Genomic DNA, 16,385 nt, shown 5'->3' on the forward strand with positions numbered 1-16,385 from the left:
GCGGTGAGCCGTCGGCGGCGAGCCGGGCTATGGGCCGCCTCACCATTCCTCCCGCGTGCGGCCGTTTCTACGGTGAGCGGCATCACCGACCGCGGGAGGTCCGGATGTCGCCGCACAAGACTCCTCGAACGCGGGGCCCGTTGTCCGCCGGACGGCTGGTCGCGGTGCTCGCCGTGCTGCTCGGGTGGCTGTCGGCCGTTCCCGTTCCCGCCGCGCACGCGGCCGTCCCCCTGGAACGCGTCACCGGTTTCGGCGGCAACCCGGGCAATCTGGCGATGTACGTCCACCGGCCCGCCTCCCTCCCGGCCGCGCCCGCGGTCGTCGTAGCCCTGCACGGCTGTACGCAGAGCGCCCAGGTCTACGCCGACAACTCGGGCCTCGCCGCCTTCGCCGACCGCCACGGCTTCCTGCTGGTGCTGCCCCAGACGGCGGTGTCGAACAACCCGAACAGCTGCTTCAACTGGTTCCAGGCGGCGGACAACCGCCGCGGGCAGGGCGAGGCCGCCTCCGTCCGGCAGATGGTCGCGCACGCCGAGAGCGCCTTCGGCGCCGACCCGTCCCGCACGTTCGTCACCGGGCTGTCGGCCGGCGGCGCGATGACCGCGGTCATGCTCGCCGCCTACCCGGACGTGTTCGAGGCGGGCGCGGTGATCGCCGGCATCCCGTACGACTGCACGAGGGACACGGGACCGTTCACCTGCATGAGCCCCGGCACGGACCGGACGCCCGCGGCGTGGGCCCAGCGGGTGCGCGACGCATACCCGGTGTACACCGGGCCGTGGCCGCGGGTGGCGATCTGGCACGGGGACGACGACACCACGGTCGCCCCGGTGAACGCCGGTGAACTCAGGGACCAGTGGACGGCCGTGCACGGGCTCGGCCAGGTCCCCGACCGGACCGGCGTCATCGGGCCGAACGGGACGCGGCGCGAGCAGTACCTGGACGGCGGTGAGGTCGCCGTCGAGGTGGACCGGGTGCCGTCGACCGGGCACGGCACGCCGGTGGATCCGGGCGACGGCCCCCAGCAGTGCGGCGCGACCGGCACACCGCACTTCATCGACTCGATCTGCTCCAGCCTGTGGGTGAGCGAGTTCTTCGGTCTGACGGGCGGCGGCGATCCGGACCCGGGCGGTCTGCCCGCACCGGACGGGCTCGCGGCCACGGGAGCCGACGACAGCTCGGTGTCCCTGCGCTGGGACGCGGTCGACGGGGCGGTCGGGTACGCCCTGTACCGCGACGGCGTCCGGATCGCCGCTCCCGCCGGAACCTCGTACACCGACACGGGTCTGGCCGCCGGCTCCGCGTACGCCTACAGCGTGGCCGCGCGCGACGCGCAGGGAGTCGAGGGCGCCCGCTCCGGCGCGGTCACGGCGACGACCACGGGGCAGGCCGCTGCCTGCTGGACGAGCAGCAACTACGCGCACGTCCAGGCGGGCCGGGCGACCACCGCAGGTGGCTACGCCTACGCCAGGGGATCCGGCCAGTACATGGGCCTCAACAACACGTTCGTCACCCACACGCTCCAGGAGTCGCCGGCCGGCTACTTCGTCGTCGCCGACGGCTCCTGTCCCTGACCCGCTCCCCCGACCCCAGGAGGCCCGTCCGTGCTGTCCGCCCCGCCGCCACGCACCGCATCCGTCCGCCCGAGCCGCCGTGCGCACGCGCTGTCCCACCGGGCCGCGCGCGCGATGGCCCTGACCGCCCTGCTCGTCGGGTCCGTCGCCGTCCCGGCCGCGGCCGCCCCGGACTCCGGCGGCGGGCACTGCGCCCGGATGGGCGCCCTGCGCGTGCCGGGCGCCGGCCACCAGGAGGTTGCGTGTCTGGGTGAGTTGACGACGGCCGGCACCATCGCCTCCGGCCACACCGACCAGGCGGACTGGGCCGGGCTCACTCCCGCGGGCCTGACCACGCCGAGCGGTGTGCCGGGCATCCAGATCGACGGCTGGTTCCCCGACGACTCGACGGGCAACACCAGTCACGGCTGGAACCACGACGCCCAGTTCGTCGTCCGGCTGCCCGACCGCTGGAACGGCGGTCTGGTCGTGGCCGGTTCGCCGGGTGTGCGGGAGCAGTACGCCAACGACCGGGCCATATCGGACTGGGTGCTGTCCCGCGGCTACGCGTTCGCCGCGACGGACAAGGGCAACACCGGCGTGGCGTTCCACCGTGACGGCGACCGGCCCGGCGAGGCGATCGCCGAGTGGAACGAGCGGGTCACCCAGCTGACCCGGGCGGCCCGCGCGGTCGTCGCCCAGCGCTACCACCGGCCGCCGTCGCGCACCCTGGCCACGGGCATGTCCAACGGCGGCTACCTGGTGCGCTGGCAGCTGGAGAACCATCCGGAGCTGTACGACGGCGGGGTGGACTGGGAGGGCAATCTCTGGCGTGCCGAGGGCCCGAACCTGCTCACGTTCCTGCCGCCGGCGCTGCGCGGCTATCCCGTGTACGCGACGGGCGGCCAGGGGGCCGAGCGGGCGCACCGCGAGATGCTGGCGGCCGGATACCCGGCGGGGTCGGAGTTCCTGTGGGCGTTCCACCACCGGCACTACTGGGACCTGACGCAGCGCATCTACCGCGAGGAGCTCGATCCGCACTTCGACGGTGCGACGGAGGCCGGGACCCCGTTCTGCGCCCCCGGCACGCCCGCGTGCGACGCCGACTACGTGTACGGGGAGCGGCCCCGCGAGGTGTCCGACGCGGTCGAACGGATCGCGCTGACCGGGCGGATCGGCAAGCCGATGATCACGCTGCACGGCACGCTCGACGTGCTGCTGCCCATCGCGAAGGACTCCGACGTGTACGCGCGGATGGTCCGCGACGCGGGCCGCGGGAAGCTGCTGCGTTACTACCGCGTCGAGGGCGGCACGCATGTGGACTCGCTCTACGACGCCTTCCCGGACCGGCTGCGGCCCCTGACACCCTGCCACCGCTCGGCGTTCACGGCTCTGGAGGACTGGATCGGCGAGGGCAGGCCGCCCGCGCCCAGCCGTACCGTTCCGCTGCCGAGGTCAGGCGAGGGCGACGGACGCGATCTGCTGAGCCGCTGTTCGCTGGACGGGTGACAAGGGCCTGTTCGGCGTAGCCTGCCGGTCCGTCTGCGCTCAGGCCCGCCGCCTCACGGCTCCTTGGGAGCGCGAGGCGGCGGGCCGTGCGCGCGGCTGTCAGGCGCCGCGCGTCAGCCGCAGCGTCACGAGCTCGAACGGGCGCAGGTGCAACCGCACTGCGCCCTCCGCCAGTTCGTACCGCCGCGTGTCGGGGAGCGGGCGCTCCAGCAGGTCCGTCGTCGTGACCGAGCTCACCGTGAAGCCCGGGACGATCCGCGCCCTCGCGCGGCCGCCCGCCGACTCGTACACCCGCACCACGACGTCGCCGCTGCCGTCGTCGGCGAGCTTCACGGCGCTGACGACAACGGCGTCGTTGTCGACGGTGACCAGCGGTGCGACCTCGGAGTCACCCGCGACGCGCCGCTCGGGCAGGTTGATGCGGTAGCCCTCGCGGACGGCGTCGCCGATCGACGCGCCCGGCACGAGGGCGTGGCGGAAGCGGTGCACGCCCTGGTCGGTCTCCGGGTCGGGGAAGCGGGGCGCGCGCAGCAGGGACATGCGCAGGGTGGTCGTGGTGCCGGAGTCGGCCGCGCGGACGGTGCGGGTCACGTCGTGGCCGTACGTGGAGTCGTTGACGAGTGCGACGCCCCAGCCCGGTTCCGCCATGTGGACGAAGCGGTGGTTGCACGCCTCGAACTTGGCGGCCTCCCAGCTGGTGTTGGTGTGGGTGGCCCGGTGGAAGTGGCCGAACTGGGTCTCCGATGCGTACCGCTCGGCGTGGATGTCGAGCGGGAAGGACGCCTTGAGGAACTTCTCCGTCTCGTGCCAGTCGGCCTCGGTGTCGATGTCGAGGCGCTTCGCCCCCGGCGTGAGCGTGAGCACCTGCGTGACCTTCGACGCGCCGAAGCTGCGGACGACACGCACGGCTGCGGACGCGCCGGCGTCGACCGGGGACACGTCGTCGGTGTCGGTCAGGTCGGTGACCGTGTTGCGGTAGAACGCGTCGACGTCCCAGGCGTCCCACATGTTCGGGAAGTCGGGGTGGATCTGGAGCAGGTTGGCCGCCTGGCCGGGGGCGACCGTCTCGCGCTCGGCGGCGATGTCGTACGCGGAGACGATCAGGCCGTGGGCGTCGATCTCCACCCGCAGCAGGCCGTTGTCGAGGACGAAGCCGCCGCCGTCGCGTTCGGTCAGCGTCGCGGTGCCGTCGGTGGCGGGTGCCGCCGCGCCGCCGGCCGGGACACCGTGGCGCTCGTGCGGGGCGGCGTTGAAGACGAGCTCGCCGCCGGCCGCCGGGTCCCCGGCGAGAGCCCGCTGGGCCGCGTCGACGATGCCGTTCAGCTCCTTTGCGACGGCCGCGTAGGTCTTCTCCGCCTCGCGGTGCACCCAGGCGATGGACGAGCCGGGCAGGATGTCGTGGAACTGGTGCAGCAGGACGGTCTTCCAGATGCGGTCCAACTGCTCGTAAGGGTAGGTGAATCCGGTCCGTACGGCGGCGGTCGACGCCCACAGCTCGGCCTCCCGCAGCAGGTGCTCGCTGCGCCGGTTGCCCTGCTTGGTCTTCGCCTGACTGGTCAGGGTGGCGCGGTGCAGCTCCAGGTAGAGTTCGCCCACCCACACGGGCGGAGCGGGATACTCCGCCTCGGCCTTGGCGAAGAACTCCGCGGGGGTCTCCCACGTCACGGTGGCCGACCCTTCGAGGTCGCGCAGCCGGGCCGCCTTGGCGACCATCTCGCGGGTGGTGCCGCCGCCCCCGTCGCCCCAGCCGGTCGGCGCGAGCGAGTGCCTCGCTGCGCCCTTGTCCTTGAAGTTCTTGGCCGCGTGGGCGATCTCGCTGCCCTTCATCGAGCAGTTGTAGGTGTCGACGGGCGGGAAGTGCGTGAAGATGCGGGTGCCGTCGATGCCCTCCCACAGGAAGGTGTGGTGGGGGAAGGTGTTGGTCTGCGACCACGAGATCTTCTGGGTGAGCAGCCACTTGGAGCCCGCTGCCTTGATGATCTGGGGCAGCCCGGCCGCGAAGCCGAAGGTGTCCGGCAGCCATGCCTCGTCGTTCTCGACGCCGAACTCGTCGAGGAAGAACCGCTTGCCGTGCACGAATTGCCGTGCCATGGCCTCCGAGCCGGGCATGTTGGTGTCGGACTCGACCCACATGCCGCCGGCCGGCACGAACCGGCCGTCCGAGACCGCCTTCTTGATCTTGGCGTAGACCTCGGGCCGGTGGTCCTTGATCCAGGCGAACTGCTGCGCCTGCGACATGGCGAAGACGAAGTCCGGCTCGTCCTCCAGCAGTGCCGTCATGTTGGACGTCGTACGGGCCACCTTGCGGACCGTCTCGCGCAGCGGCCACAGCCACGCCGAGTCGATGTGGGCGTGGCCCACGGCGCTGATGCGGTGCGCGGAGGGCTCGGCCGGGGTGGCGAGCACTCCGGCGAGCTCGGCGCGGGCGGCGGCGGCGCTGCCGTTCACGTCCTGGAGGTCGACGCGGTCCAGCGCGCGGCCCACGGCGCGCAGGATGTCGTGGCGGCGGGGGCCGTCCGCCGGGAGCTCGTGCATCAGCTCGCCGAGCACCTCCAGGTCGAGCACGAGCTGCCACACGGTCTCGTCGAAGACGGCGAGGTCCATGCGGGCGAGCCGGTACTGCGGTTCGCTGCCCGCCGTCTCCTTGTCGCCGAGCGGTGTCGGCACGAAGGGGTGGTAGTCCAGGATCACGGGGTTGGACGCCGCCTCGAGGTGCAGCCGGACCTCTTCACCGCCGGTGACCGGTGCGCCGACGCGCACCCACTGGTTGCGCGGGTTGAGGCCCTTCACCGGGGTGCCGTCGGGGCGGTAGACGAGACCCTCGCACTGGAACCCGGGCATGTTCTCGTCGAAGCCGAGGTCGAGGATCGCCTCGACCGTGCGGCCGGCCCATTCGGCCGGCACGGTCCCGGTCACGGTGAACCAGCTGGTGCCCCACGGAGCACCCCACCGGTCGCCCACGGCGATCGGCGCGGGCGTCGCGGCGAGTCCTTCGGCGACCGGGACGGGCTCGCCCGGCGCGTTCCACACCGCGACGTCGAGCGGCACGGACGCGGGGTACACGGCGGGGCGGATGCGTTCGTCGAGGACGCGCCTCAGGCGCGCCTCGACGAGGGTGCGGTCGTCATGCATGAGGGGTGCTCCGGGGGTCGGTGGTGATCTACCAGGGGTGGTCGGTCGTCGCGGCGGTGGACACGCTGTACAGCTCCCCCACCGCGCGGGCTTCGAACCGGGCCGCCCGTTCGCCCTGTTCGGGCTTCTGGCCGGGGACGAAGAAGGCCCGCTGGCAGGTGGCGCCGAGGAAGCGCCGCGTCCCGTCGGGCAGCAGGCGGTGCAGGGTGTAGTGGCGCACGGCGCCAGGCGCGGGCCGCCAGGTGAACCGCAGGCCCGCGGCCGAGGCGTCGGTGACGCGCAGGGCGGTGGGGGCGGCGGGCCGGGGTACGGTCCCGGCGTCGCGCGCGGCCAGGGCGCCGAGCCGCCAGGCGACCGGGCCGCCGCTGCCGGTGAGCCGTACGCCGAGGGCGTGCACGGTCCCGGTCAGGCCGGTGAGCCGTACGGTCCGCGTGGTCCAGCCGGGTCCGGCGGTGCCCGCGGGGAGGTAGGTGTACGGGTGGGGCCGGCCCGGTCCGGCGGGTTCCGCCGTGGCGACGGCCAGTTCGACGGCGACCTCGCCCGCGTCGGCACGGTGTGTGAGCTCGACGACGGTGTCCGCGGCGAGCGGCAGCCGGGTCGCGTACAGGTCGAGCACGGCGGGCGCGTCGAGGGCGCCGTCGACCCGGAGGCTGCTGCCGCCGTGCCAGGCGTCGGCGAAGTCGAACCCGACCGCCGGCCGGGTCCCCTCGGTGCGCACGACCCACTGGCGGGACGGCATGCGGTCCTGGAGGCCGAGGTGGTTCCACGCGGTGTCCGAGACCGCCCGGCCCGCCTCGTACCAGCGCAGGCCGTGTCCGGTGTTGAAGGTGGTCGCGAACGGCAGGGCGGCGACCGTCGAGCGGTCGGCGACGGCGAGCGCCGGGGCGCGCCAGGTGTCGGAGGTGTCCGGCCGTGCCGGGTCGAGCGAACGGCCGCTCCAGAAGCGGTCGTCGGCGGCGTGGAACTGGGCCGGGGTGCGGCCGGCCGGCAGATGGCCCAGGGTCCACTCGGGCCGGTAGAAGCCCAGCGAGACGACGTCGTCCGTGTCCTCGGGGAGGACGGCGTCCCAGTCGACGGACTTGTTCCAGCCGCTGGCCTCCACGTCGACGCCCGCCCACAGCGCGTACCGGCTGCGGCCCATCCGCTGCGCCAGCTGCCCGGAGGAGGTGAGGTCGACGCGCGTCCAGTTGAAGTTGAGGAACATGGAGTCGGCGGCCTCGAAGAACGGCCGGTTGCGGTCGTTCAGGGCGTCCTGCCAGTCCACCGACCCGTCCACGGTCATCGCGTCGTACCAGGTGACGCGCAGGCCCTTCGCGGTGCCGAGGCGCTTCAGCTCGGCGAGGAAGCCCCGCATGTCGGTCGCGAGCGCCCGGTTGCCGCCGCTCGTCTCGGCGTTGACGAACCAGCCGTCGAAGCCGTACGCCACGGCCACCGCGACGAGCTGCGCGGCCAGCGGGTAGCGGCCGAAGGCGTCCTTCTGCACTAGGTCGCGGGTCCAGCGGAGTTGACCGCCGTAGGCGACGGGCGGCAGGAACACGTTGCCGAGCACGGGTACGCCGTGGCGGTGGGCCGCGTCCACGACGGGCGCGTTGGGCGCGAGGATCAGGCCCTCGCCCGACGAGCCGCCCCAGAAGACCAGCTCGTCGACGTAACCCCAGTGGGTGGTGGCGTAGTAGTCGGCGGTGGGCGCGCCCTGGGAGGGGTTGGACGCCGTGGGCGCGAAGGAGACGAGGGACTGGATGCGGGCCTGACCGGCGCGCGCGGTGCCGTTCACCGGGGTCGGGGTGAACCGGCGCGCGAGCGGGACGGCGGACCTGTTGAAGGGCAGGTCGGTGTCCTGCTCGGCCCGCCAGGACTTCAGGCTGCGCCAGGTGATGCCGTCCCCGGGACTGCCGGAGGGCAGCGAGTCGGGGTACCAGTAGGAGGCGTAGGGCGCGCCGAGCTCGTTCTTCTTCGCGGCGGCGGCCGTGCCGGGCACGGAGACCGGGGTGAGGGCGGCGGCCGCGGATGCCGCGAGGACGGCTCGTCTGCTCAGGCGGGGGGTCATGACGGTGCTCCGTATCGTGTCGTGGACGGCTTACGGTGCGGTGCTGACCGGCGCGGGGGTGACGCCGGCCTGTTCGGGGGTGACGACCTCGGTGATGCCGCGCATGGCGAGATGCGTCCGGTCGCCGACGCGGCTCGCGAGGACGGTGGTGGGGCGTGCGCCGTCGGCGGTCAGGCGGGCGAACGCCTCGAAGACGGGGCCGCCCGGGGCGCACACCGAGCGCCGGGGCGCGGTGTCCTCGTCGCCGGCGTCGACGACGAGGGCGGTCGTACGGGGCGCGGGGCGGTGCGCGCGGCCGCGCCATGCCTCGGTGATGCCGGCGATGGTCTGCCCGGCCGGTTTCACCTGCCGGTCGTTGGTCAGCAGGCCGAGGCTGTACTCGAGTTCTGGGAAGTCGGCCAGGGAGCGGGAGACGTCGTGGGAGCACCACCAGGTCACGCCCCACACGTCCGGGCAGTCCAGCGCGTTCGCGACGGTGGCCTCGGTGAAGGCGGCGGTGTGCTCGGCCGGGATGTGCGGCGCGGGCGCGCCGACCTCCTGGAGCCATACGGGCCGGCGGGCGTCCAGCGCCCATGCCTTGGACAGTTCGATGAGGTAGGCGGCGTGGTGCTCGGTGGCGGTGCCGGTGCGGCCGTGGCGCTGGGCGGTGCCGTTGAAGACCCAGGAGTGCACGGCGGTGACGGGGCCGATGCGGGCCGCGTGGGCGGGGGTGAAGGGCTGGTCGTCCTGGTACCAGGAGGCGTCGTACTCGGCGTGCAGGTGCATCCGGCCGGGCGCGCCCTCCTCGCAGGCGGCGAGCAGCCGCTCCAGCCAGTCGCCGGCCTGCCCGGGCGTGACGCGGTCGGGGTCGGGGTGGGGCCCGGCGGCGAACTGGGCGATCTCGTTGCCGATGGTCATGCCGATGAAGTTGGGCCGGTCGGCGAGGGCTTCGGCGAGGGTGCGCAGGTAGGCGGCCTGTCCGGCGACGACATCGGGGTCGGTGAAGATGTTGCGCCGGTGCCAGGTGCGGGTCCAGGCGGGCAGGAAGTCGAAGCTGGACAGGTGTCCCTGCAGTCCGTCGACGTTGACGTCGAGGCCGCGTTCGGCGGCGGCGTCGGCGAGGTGCACGAGCTGCTCGACGGCGCGCGGACGGATGAGGGTGCGGTTGGGCTGGAACAGCGGCCAGAGCGGGAAGACCCTGATGTGGTCGAGGCCGAGGCCGGCGAGGGAGTCGAGGTCGGCGCACACGGCGTCGATGTCGAAGTCGAGCCAGTGGTGGAACCAGCCCTCGCTGGGCGTGTAGTTGGCGCCGAAGCGCAGGGGGGCGGAGCTCATGGAGAGGCGGTGTCCCAAGTCTCGTCGTGGTGTCGGTCAGCCCTTGACGGCGCCCTCGCCGACGCCGCGGAAGAAGAACCGCTGGAGGCAGGCGAAGAGGACGATCAGCGGCAGCACGGCGATGATCGTGCCCGCCGCGACGAGCCGTTCGTCGTTGGCGAAGGTGCCGTGCAGGTAGTTGAGGCCGATGGTGAGGGTGAAGTTCTCCGGGTCGCTGAGCACGATCAGGGGCCACAGGAAGTCGTCCCAGGCGCCCATGAAGGCGAAGATCGCGACGACGGCGAGGGTGCCCCGGACCGACGGCAGCGCGATGCACACGAACCGCTGCCAGACGTTGGCGCCGTCGACGAGCGCGGCGTCCTCCACCTCCTGCGGGACGTTGAGGAAGGCGTTGCGCATCAGCAGGACGTTCAGCGCGGCGATCGAGCCGGGCAGCAGCACACCGAGCAGGGTGTTGTGGAGACCGAGGTCCCGCATGGTGGTGAACTGGGCGATGATGATGCCCTCGACCGGGACGAGCATCGCGAGGACGAACGCCAGGGTGGCCGCCCTGCGGCCGCGGTACCTGAGCCGGGCGAGTGCGTAGCCGGCGAGGGCGGCGCCGACGCAGTTGGTGACGACGTTGGCGACGGCGACCTTGAGCGAGTTGACGGCGTAGTCCCACACGGGGATGGTCTCGGCGACGCGCGTGTAGTTGCCGAACGTCGGGTCGCTCGGCAGGAATCGCGGCGGCGAGCTGAAGATGTCCTCGTGCGGGCCCTTGAGCGAGGTGGACAGCTGCCACAGGAACGGCCCGACGGTCAGCGCGAGCACGGCGAGCAGCAGGACGTAGCGCAGGAGGAGCTGGGCGGCGGGGATGCGCTTGCCCTCGGCGTCGGTGATGCCCCGGCTGCTCACGCGTCCTCCTTCCGGTCGGCGCGCAGTACGAGGAGCATGAGCGCGACGGTGACGACGAAGACCACGACGGAGAGGGCGGAGGCGTAGCCGACGCGTCCGGACAGGCCCGTGCCGACGCGCTGGACGAGCATGACGAGGGTCGTGTCCTCGCCCGCGGGTCCGCCGGCGGGCCCGGCCATCAGATAGACCTCGGAGAAGACCTTGAAGGCGGCGACGGCGGAGAGCGCCCCGACGAGGACCATGGTGGAGCGGACGGCGGGGACGGTGACGGACAGGAAGCGGCGTACGGGCCCGGCTCCGTCGACGGCGGCGGCCTCGTGCAGCTCGCGCGGGACGTCGGCCAGCGCCGCCAGGTAAATGATCATGTAGTAGCCGAGGCCCTTCCAGACCGTGACGGCCATGGCGCTCAGCAGCAGGAGCCACTGGTCGCTGAGGAAGCCGATCCGGCCGACGCCCACCGCCTCCAGCACGGCGTTCACCAGCCCGCGGTCGTCCAGCATCCACACCCAGATGAGGCCGACCACGACGATGGAGGCGACGACCGGGGTGTAGAAGGCGGATCGGAAGAAGGTGATGCCGGGGATGTGGCGCTGCACGAGCATCGCCAGGAGCAGCGGCAGGATCACCAGCGCGGGCACGACACCGAGGACGTAGAGGGTGCTGTTGCGCAGGCCGATCCAGAACATCTCGTCGTCGAGCAGTTCGCGGAAGTTGGCGAGACCCACGAACCGGCCGGGGACGAGCGTGCGCCGGTCGGTGAACGCGTTGACCAGGGTGCTGAGGAACGGATAGAGGACGAACGCGCCGACGACGAGCAGGCCGGGCGCCGCGAACAGCCAGGGGCTGGACGGCAGATGGCGGCGGACGGGCCCCCCGGGCCGGCGCTCCGGGGAGCCGGGGCTCCCGGGCGCCGGGCCGGACGCGGCCGGGTCGGACGAGATCGCCTCACAGGCGGTGGAAGTCTTCATGGCGGTGTCGGTCGGCTCGGTCGGTCAGCTCTGCGCGAGCAGCCGGTCACATGCCTTGACAGCGTTGTCAAGCGCTTCCTGGGGGCTCTGCTTCCCTTGCAGGGCGCGGGCGACGGCGTTACGCAGCTCGGTCTTCATCTGTTCGCTGAACAGCACCGGGGTGTAATTGACCGCGGTCTTCAGCGACTTGGCCGCCGCGATCCGCACCCGGGTCTCGTCGGTGCCGTCCTCCTCGGTGAAGTACGGGTCGTCGAGCGAGCCGGCGGTGCTCGGGAAGATGGCGACCTGCTTCGCGAAGTCCATCTGGCGGGTCGCGTCGGTCACGAAGTGCGCGAAGGCGACGGCGGCGGGCTTCCGCTCGGTCCGGGCGTTGACCATCACCCCCATGACGTACATGTTGGCCTTGCCGGTGCTGGTGATCTGGTCGGTGATGCCGATGTTCCGGTAGAGGCTCGGGGCCTCCTTCTTGAACTTGCCGAGGTCGAGCGCGCTGCCGGGGTTCATGGCGACGGACTCGGTGAGGAACTTGTGACCGGCCGACTCGGGGGTCGCGGTCAGGGCCTGGGCGTCCAGGGCTCCCGCGTCGAACAACTCCTTGTAGCGGGTGAGCAGTTCGACGCCCTTGGGGTCGTTGAACGCGAAGCCGGTGCCCTCCTGGTTCATCAGCGGGACGCCGTAGCGGCCGAAGTCCTCGATGGTGGGCACGTTCGCGAGGGTGGCGACCTTGCCGTTACTCCTCTCGGCCATCTTCAGGCCGTAGTCGAAGACCTCGCCGTAGGTGGTCGGCGGCTTCTCGGGGTCGAGTCCGGCCTCCTTGAGGAGCCGCTTGTTGTAGAAGAGCGGACCGGTGTTGAGGTACCAGGGGAAGGCGTACGTGCCCGCGACGCCCGGCACCTCGTGGGCCTGCCAGGCGCCCGGCAGGTACTCCTTCTTGTACTGCGGCGCCGCCTTGTCGAGGTCCAGCGCGAGGCCGGCCTTGGCGAGCGGGGCGACCAGGTCGGGCGAGACGTTGACGACGTCGGGCAGGGTGCCGCCGGCCGCGTCGGCGCTGATCTTGTCGGCGTAGCCCTCGGCCGGCCGGTCGACCCACTTGACGTCGGTGCCCGGATTCTGCTTCTCGAACTCGGCGATGAGGCCGTTGAAGTAGTCCTTGAAGTTGGCCTGGAGGTTCCAGGTCTGGAAGGTGATCTCGCCTTCGACCTTGCCCTCGATCCTGCCCGAGCCGTCGGCCGCGCCCGGACCGGAACCGCCGCCGCAGGCACTCAGCGGCAGGACGACGGCGATGACGGCGGCAGCGGCGAAGGCCCTGCGGTTGATGCGCACGGTGAACGGCTCCTTTGCTCGGCACAGACGCATGAGGGACACGGCGGCCGGCTCGAAGACGGCGGCCGGCTGCGCGCCCAGCAGACCTTGCAGGGGGCGGCGGAGAAAGTCAACAGATTCGTCGAACAAATTCCACTGTGAGGACATCAGAGCAGGTCAGAAGGTATCCAGTGCCCTTCTTGCCGAGATTGACTAATGCGCTTTAGAGTAGTGAGACTCAAGCGCTTTAGTGATCGACCCGCACCTGCTGTGACCGGCCCGGGCGCAGCCCATAGGATGCCCGCGTACCGGCCTGCCCCCGCGGGCACGGAGACTTGGGAAGGGGGTCCGGGTGGCTGCCAACACCCCGTCCGCCGGGGACACTCCGCAGCCGAGGCGCACTCCCGCCCGGCGGCCGACGATGAAGGACATCGCGCAGCGGGCCGGTGTCTCGGAGAGCGCCGTGTCCTTCGCGCTCAACGACCGCCCGGGCGTCTCGGAGATCACCCGCGACCGCGTCCGCCGCGTCGCCGCGCAGCTCGGCTGGCGCCCCAGCACCGCCGCGCGCGCCCTGTCGGGGGAAGGCGCGGCGACCGTCGGCCTGGTCGTGGCCCGCCCTGCGACCACGCTCGGCGTGGACTCCTTCTTCCTGCAGCTGATCTCCGGCATCCAGGAGGTACTGGCGGAGCGTCAGCTCGGCCTGCTGTTCCAGATGGTCGACGACGTGACCGCCGAGTGCGCGGTCTACCGCCGCTGGTGGGCCGAGCACCGAGTGGACGGCGTACTCGTGGTCGATCCCCGGACGGACGACCCGCGGCCGGCCCTCCTCGACGAGCTGGGGCTGCCGGGCGTCGTCATCGGCGGGCTGCCCGACCGGCACCCGAACCTCTCCGAGGTGCGGGCCGACGACAGCGGCGCCATGGCGCACGTGGTGGGCCGGCTGCACGAGCTGGGCCACCACCGCATCGTGCACATCGCGGGGCTGCCCTCGCTGGCCCACACCGACCGGCGCATCCGATCGCTGCGCGACGAGGCGGAGCGGCGGGGTCTGACGGAGGTGCGGTCGGTGACCACGGACTACTCGGACACGGAGGGCGCCGCCGTCACCCGGCGCGTCCTGGCGTCCGAGGCCCCGCCAACGGCGCTGGTCTACGACAACGACGTGATGGCCGCCGCCGGTGCCGCCGTCGTGGCGGGCCTGGGCCTGGCCGTGCCCGCGGACGTGTCGATCGTGTCGTGGGAGGACTCCGTGCTCTGCCGCATGGTGCACCCCTTCCTCACCGCCCTCTCCCGCGATCCGGTCGTCTTCGGCCGGATCGCGGCCCAGGAGCTGACGGCGCTGCTCGACGGCGGAACGGCGCGCTCGGTGCAGGTGCCGCTGCCCGAGCTGATCGAACGCGAGAGCACGGCTCCGGTCGAACGCGAGAGCACGGCTCCTGTCCACGGCTGACGCCCCCGACTGCCGACCGGACCGTCACAGCCGGCGCATCCCGTGGGCCCTGACACAGGGGCTCCGCCCCGCGGCATCAATTAGGGCGTCCGGGTCCATACTGGCTCATAAGACAGCCAGAATGGGTACCCGATGGTCATGGCCACTTACATGCAAACGGCTCAGGACGCCGCCACGGTGCTCGCCGCGGAGGAGGGAGCGGTGGCGGTCATCGTCTTCCTCCTTGTCGTGATCGGCCTGCTGGTCCTGCTGGTCTGGATCGTCTGGCAGGTAGGCGCCAGAAGGCGGCGCGACGCTCCCCCGGCACGGGAGGAGCAGCCCGTTCCGCCCGAGCACCAGACCCACTACGAGAGCCGTCTCGAGCCGGACGAGGTGGACCCCACCCAGGGCCACCAGGCTCCCGGGCGCCTGACCCCCCACGAACTGCACGGCTACGGGAACATGCCGTCCAGGCTCGCGCCCGAGAAGGAGCCGCCGCGCGACTCCGACCAGAGCGGTGGCGCCTTCGGCAGCGGCGGCCACGGCGGCTGACCCGGTGCCGAGACGGCCGTTCCTGATCCCCGCCGCCGCGGCGGCGGGGCTCCTCGTACTGGGCGGGTGCGCGTCGGTCACCGAGCGCGAGAGCGCCGCCTCCCGTGCCGTCCAACGGTTCGAGGCGGCGCTCCAGGCGGGACAGGCCGAGCGCGCGTGCGCCGTCCTCGCCCCCGGGACCGTGGCGGAGCTCGAGGACTCCGCCAAGACGGCGTGCCCCGCGGCGCTGAGCGACGCCGGGGTGCCGGCGGGCGGCGCGGTCGAGCGTGTCGACGTCTACGGCCGTCAGGCCCTGGTGGTCCTGCGGCACGACACCCTCTTCCTGTCCGTCTTCCCCGACGGCTGGCGGATCACGGCGGCCGGCTGCGAGCCCCGGACGGGCGGCCTGCCCTACAGCTGCGAGGTGAAGGGGGAATGAGCGGGTGACACGGTTTCTGTTCGTCCTCTGCCTCGCCGTGGTGGGGCTGGGGCTCGCGTACTTCATCGCGTTGGGGGTGCTGCACCGTTGACCGCCCAGCAAGCCGCCGCGCGCCGCGCCTTCCTCAGGACCCTGCAGCAGAACGGTCTGACCCTGTTCTTCGGCACGGCGTTCCTGCTCACGCTGGTGGGCCAGGCGTTCGCGGGACACGCCAAGTTCAACAGCGAGCTCGTCGCCGAGCACCTGCACCCGATCGGGCTCGGGCAGTACATCGCCTCGTCGCGGTTCGCGGTGGACGTGACGGAGAACTGGCAGTCGGAGTACCTGCAGTTCTTCCTGTTCATCTTCCTCACCGTCTGGCTGCTGCAGCTGGGCTCGCCGGAGTCCAAGCAGCTCCACAAGGCGGGCACGGAATCGGACCGGGAGCAGCGGATGGGCCCCTTCGCGCGGCCGGACTCGCCCCGTTCGGCCTTCGTCGGGGACCTGCGCCAGGCGCTGTACTCCCGCTCCCTCGGCCTGGTCATGGGCACGATCTTCATCGCCTCGTGGGCCGCCCAGTCGATCACGGGCCTGGTCGCCTTCAACGAGGAGCAGTTGCGCGGGCTGCAGGCGCCGATGAGCTGGGGCCAGTACGTCATGTCGGCCGACTTCTGGGACCGCACCCTGCAGAACTGGCAGTCGGAGCTGCTGGCGGTGGCCTCGATGGTCATCCTGTCGGTCTATCTCCGCCAGCGGGGTTCACCGGAGTCGAAGCCGGTGGGGTCGTCCCACGAGGCGACAGGCGTCGAGGGCTGACGCGAGACGGCTGGCGAGCGCGACGGGTGTCAGGGGCTGACGCCGAGGCCCGGAGCCGTACCGCTCCGGGCTCAGTCCTTCCCGCCGTCGGGGCGGTCCGGCTCCTGGTGACCGGCGGCGAGCCCCCGTGACCACCGGCAGACCAGCAGACCCAACCCGGTCAGCGTCACCACCCAGGTCGCGGCGAACGCCCAGATCAGGGCGGGCGACGAGGACGATGCCGCCATCACCAGCAGCACCGCCGTCACGGCCGCCCCGAGACCGGTGCCGACGGCGAGCAGACGCCCGCGGAGCACGCCCCGGGCCTCGGTGAACGACAGCCCCGGGCGCATGGTCCTGAGGCGGCGGTCGAGCAGCGCGTCGGCCCGCAGGTGCTCTTCGATCCCGGCCAGTATCGCGCGCTCCCGCTGCGACAGTCCGGCTCCGTCCATGGCCCGCGCCTCCCAACGCAGTCAGGTCGGTTCTCCCG

Annotated in this window: 13 protein-coding genes; 6 read left to right on the forward strand and 7 right to left on the reverse strand. The window is 72.3% G+C overall.

Annotation, left to right across the window (positions count from 1 at the left end; genetic code table 11):
• Positions 1 to 104: 104 nt before the first annotated feature.
• Together ACLB9X_RS04835 and ACLB9X_RS04840 are read left to right on the forward strand one after the other, a co-directional pair.
• Complete coding sequence (locus ACLB9X_RS04835) at positions 105 to 1,574, forward strand: PHB depolymerase family esterase (protein ID WP_410358952.1); 1,470 nt, start codon at positions 105 to 107, stop codon at positions 1,572 to 1,574.
• A gap of 114 nt (positions 1,575 to 1,688) precedes the next feature.
• A complete protein-coding gene (locus ACLB9X_RS04840) occupies positions 1,689 to 3,062 on the forward strand; it encodes a tannase/feruloyl esterase family alpha/beta hydrolase (protein WP_410359144.1) in 1,374 nt (457 codons plus the stop codon).
• A gap of 99 nt (positions 3,063 to 3,161) precedes the next feature.
• On the opposite strand, the gene ACLB9X_RS04845 is transcribed toward ACLB9X_RS04840, so the two are convergent.
• The 6 genes from ACLB9X_RS04845 to ACLB9X_RS04870 are packed head-to-tail and all read right to left on the reverse strand — an operon-like array spanning position 3,162 to position 12,743.
• Positions 3,162 to 6,194, reverse strand: a complete 3,033-nt coding sequence (locus ACLB9X_RS04845) for an alpha-mannosidase (protein ID WP_410358953.1) — start codon at positions 6,192 to 6,194, stop codon at positions 3,162 to 3,164.
• A gap of 28 nt (positions 6,195 to 6,222) precedes the next feature.
• Complete coding sequence (locus ACLB9X_RS04850) at positions 6,223 to 8,241, reverse strand: endo-beta-N-acetylglucosaminidase (RefSeq protein ID WP_410358954.1); 2,019 nt, start codon at positions 8,239 to 8,241, stop codon at positions 6,223 to 6,225.
• A 30-nt stretch (positions 8,242 to 8,271) separates the two neighbouring features.
• On the reverse strand, positions 8,272 to 9,555 hold the full coding sequence (locus tag ACLB9X_RS04855; protein ID WP_410358955.1) for a glycoside hydrolase 5 family protein: 1,284 nt from the start codon (positions 9,553 to 9,555) through the stop codon (positions 8,272 to 8,274).
• 36 nt (positions 9,556 to 9,591) lie between these two features.
• Positions 9,592 to 10,452: a carbohydrate ABC transporter permease gene (locus tag ACLB9X_RS04860; RefSeq protein ID WP_410358956.1), complete on the reverse strand. Its 861-nt coding sequence runs from the start codon at positions 10,450 to 10,452 to the stop codon at positions 9,592 to 9,594.
• The gene (locus tag ACLB9X_RS04865; protein ID WP_410358957.1) at positions 10,449 to 11,420 is read right to left on the reverse strand and encodes a carbohydrate ABC transporter permease; all 972 of its coding nucleotides are present in this window, start codon (positions 11,418 to 11,420) and stop codon (positions 10,449 to 10,451) included. The genes ACLB9X_RS04860 and ACLB9X_RS04865 overlap by 4 nt, the downstream gene beginning before the upstream one ends.
• Positions 11,421 to 11,444: 24 nt before the next feature.
• Complete coding sequence (locus tag ACLB9X_RS04870) at positions 11,445 to 12,743, reverse strand: ABC transporter substrate-binding protein (protein ID WP_410359145.1); 1,299 nt, start codon at positions 12,741 to 12,743, stop codon at positions 11,445 to 11,447.
• A gap of 400 nt (positions 12,744 to 13,143) precedes the next feature.
• Here ACLB9X_RS04870 and ACLB9X_RS04875 point away from each other — a divergent pair, with 400 nt between their 5' ends.
• The 4 genes from ACLB9X_RS04875 (at position 13,144) to ACLB9X_RS04890 (ending at position 15,916) form a co-directional block, all read left to right on the forward strand.
• Positions 13,144 to 14,172 carry a LacI family DNA-binding transcriptional regulator gene (locus ACLB9X_RS04875; protein ID WP_410359146.1) on the forward strand — a complete coding sequence of 343 codons (1,029 nt, stop codon included), beginning with the start codon at positions 13,144 to 13,146 and terminating at the stop codon, positions 14,170 to 14,172.
• Between the two features lie 138 nt (positions 14,173 to 14,310).
• Complete coding sequence (locus ACLB9X_RS04880) at positions 14,311 to 14,703, forward strand: DUF6479 family protein (RefSeq protein WP_410358958.1); 393 nt, start codon at positions 14,311 to 14,313, stop codon at positions 14,701 to 14,703.
• 4 nt (positions 14,704 to 14,707) lie between these two features.
• A complete protein-coding gene (locus ACLB9X_RS04885; protein ID WP_410358959.1) occupies positions 14,708 to 15,121 on the forward strand; it encodes a hypothetical protein in 414 nt (137 codons plus the stop codon).
• Positions 15,122 to 15,208: 87 nt separating this feature from the next.
• Positions 15,209 to 15,916 (forward strand): DUF6766 family protein, encoded by a 708-nt coding sequence (locus tag ACLB9X_RS04890; RefSeq protein ID WP_410358960.1) that lies wholly within the window; start codon positions 15,209 to 15,211, stop codon positions 15,914 to 15,916.
• A 71-nt stretch (positions 15,917 to 15,987) separates the two neighbouring features.
• Here ACLB9X_RS04890 and ACLB9X_RS04895 read toward each other — a convergent pair whose 3' ends face one another.
• Positions 15,988 to 16,347: a hypothetical protein gene (locus ACLB9X_RS04895; RefSeq protein WP_410358961.1), complete on the reverse strand. Its 360-nt coding sequence runs from the start codon at positions 16,345 to 16,347 to the stop codon at positions 15,988 to 15,990.
• Between the last annotated feature and the right edge of the window lie 38 nt (positions 16,348 to 16,385).

Origin of the sequence: Streptomyces sp. 5K101 (assembly GCF_046506645.1) — a bacterium.
GTDB lineage: Bacteria > Actinomycetota > Actinomycetes > Streptomycetales > Streptomycetaceae > Streptomyces.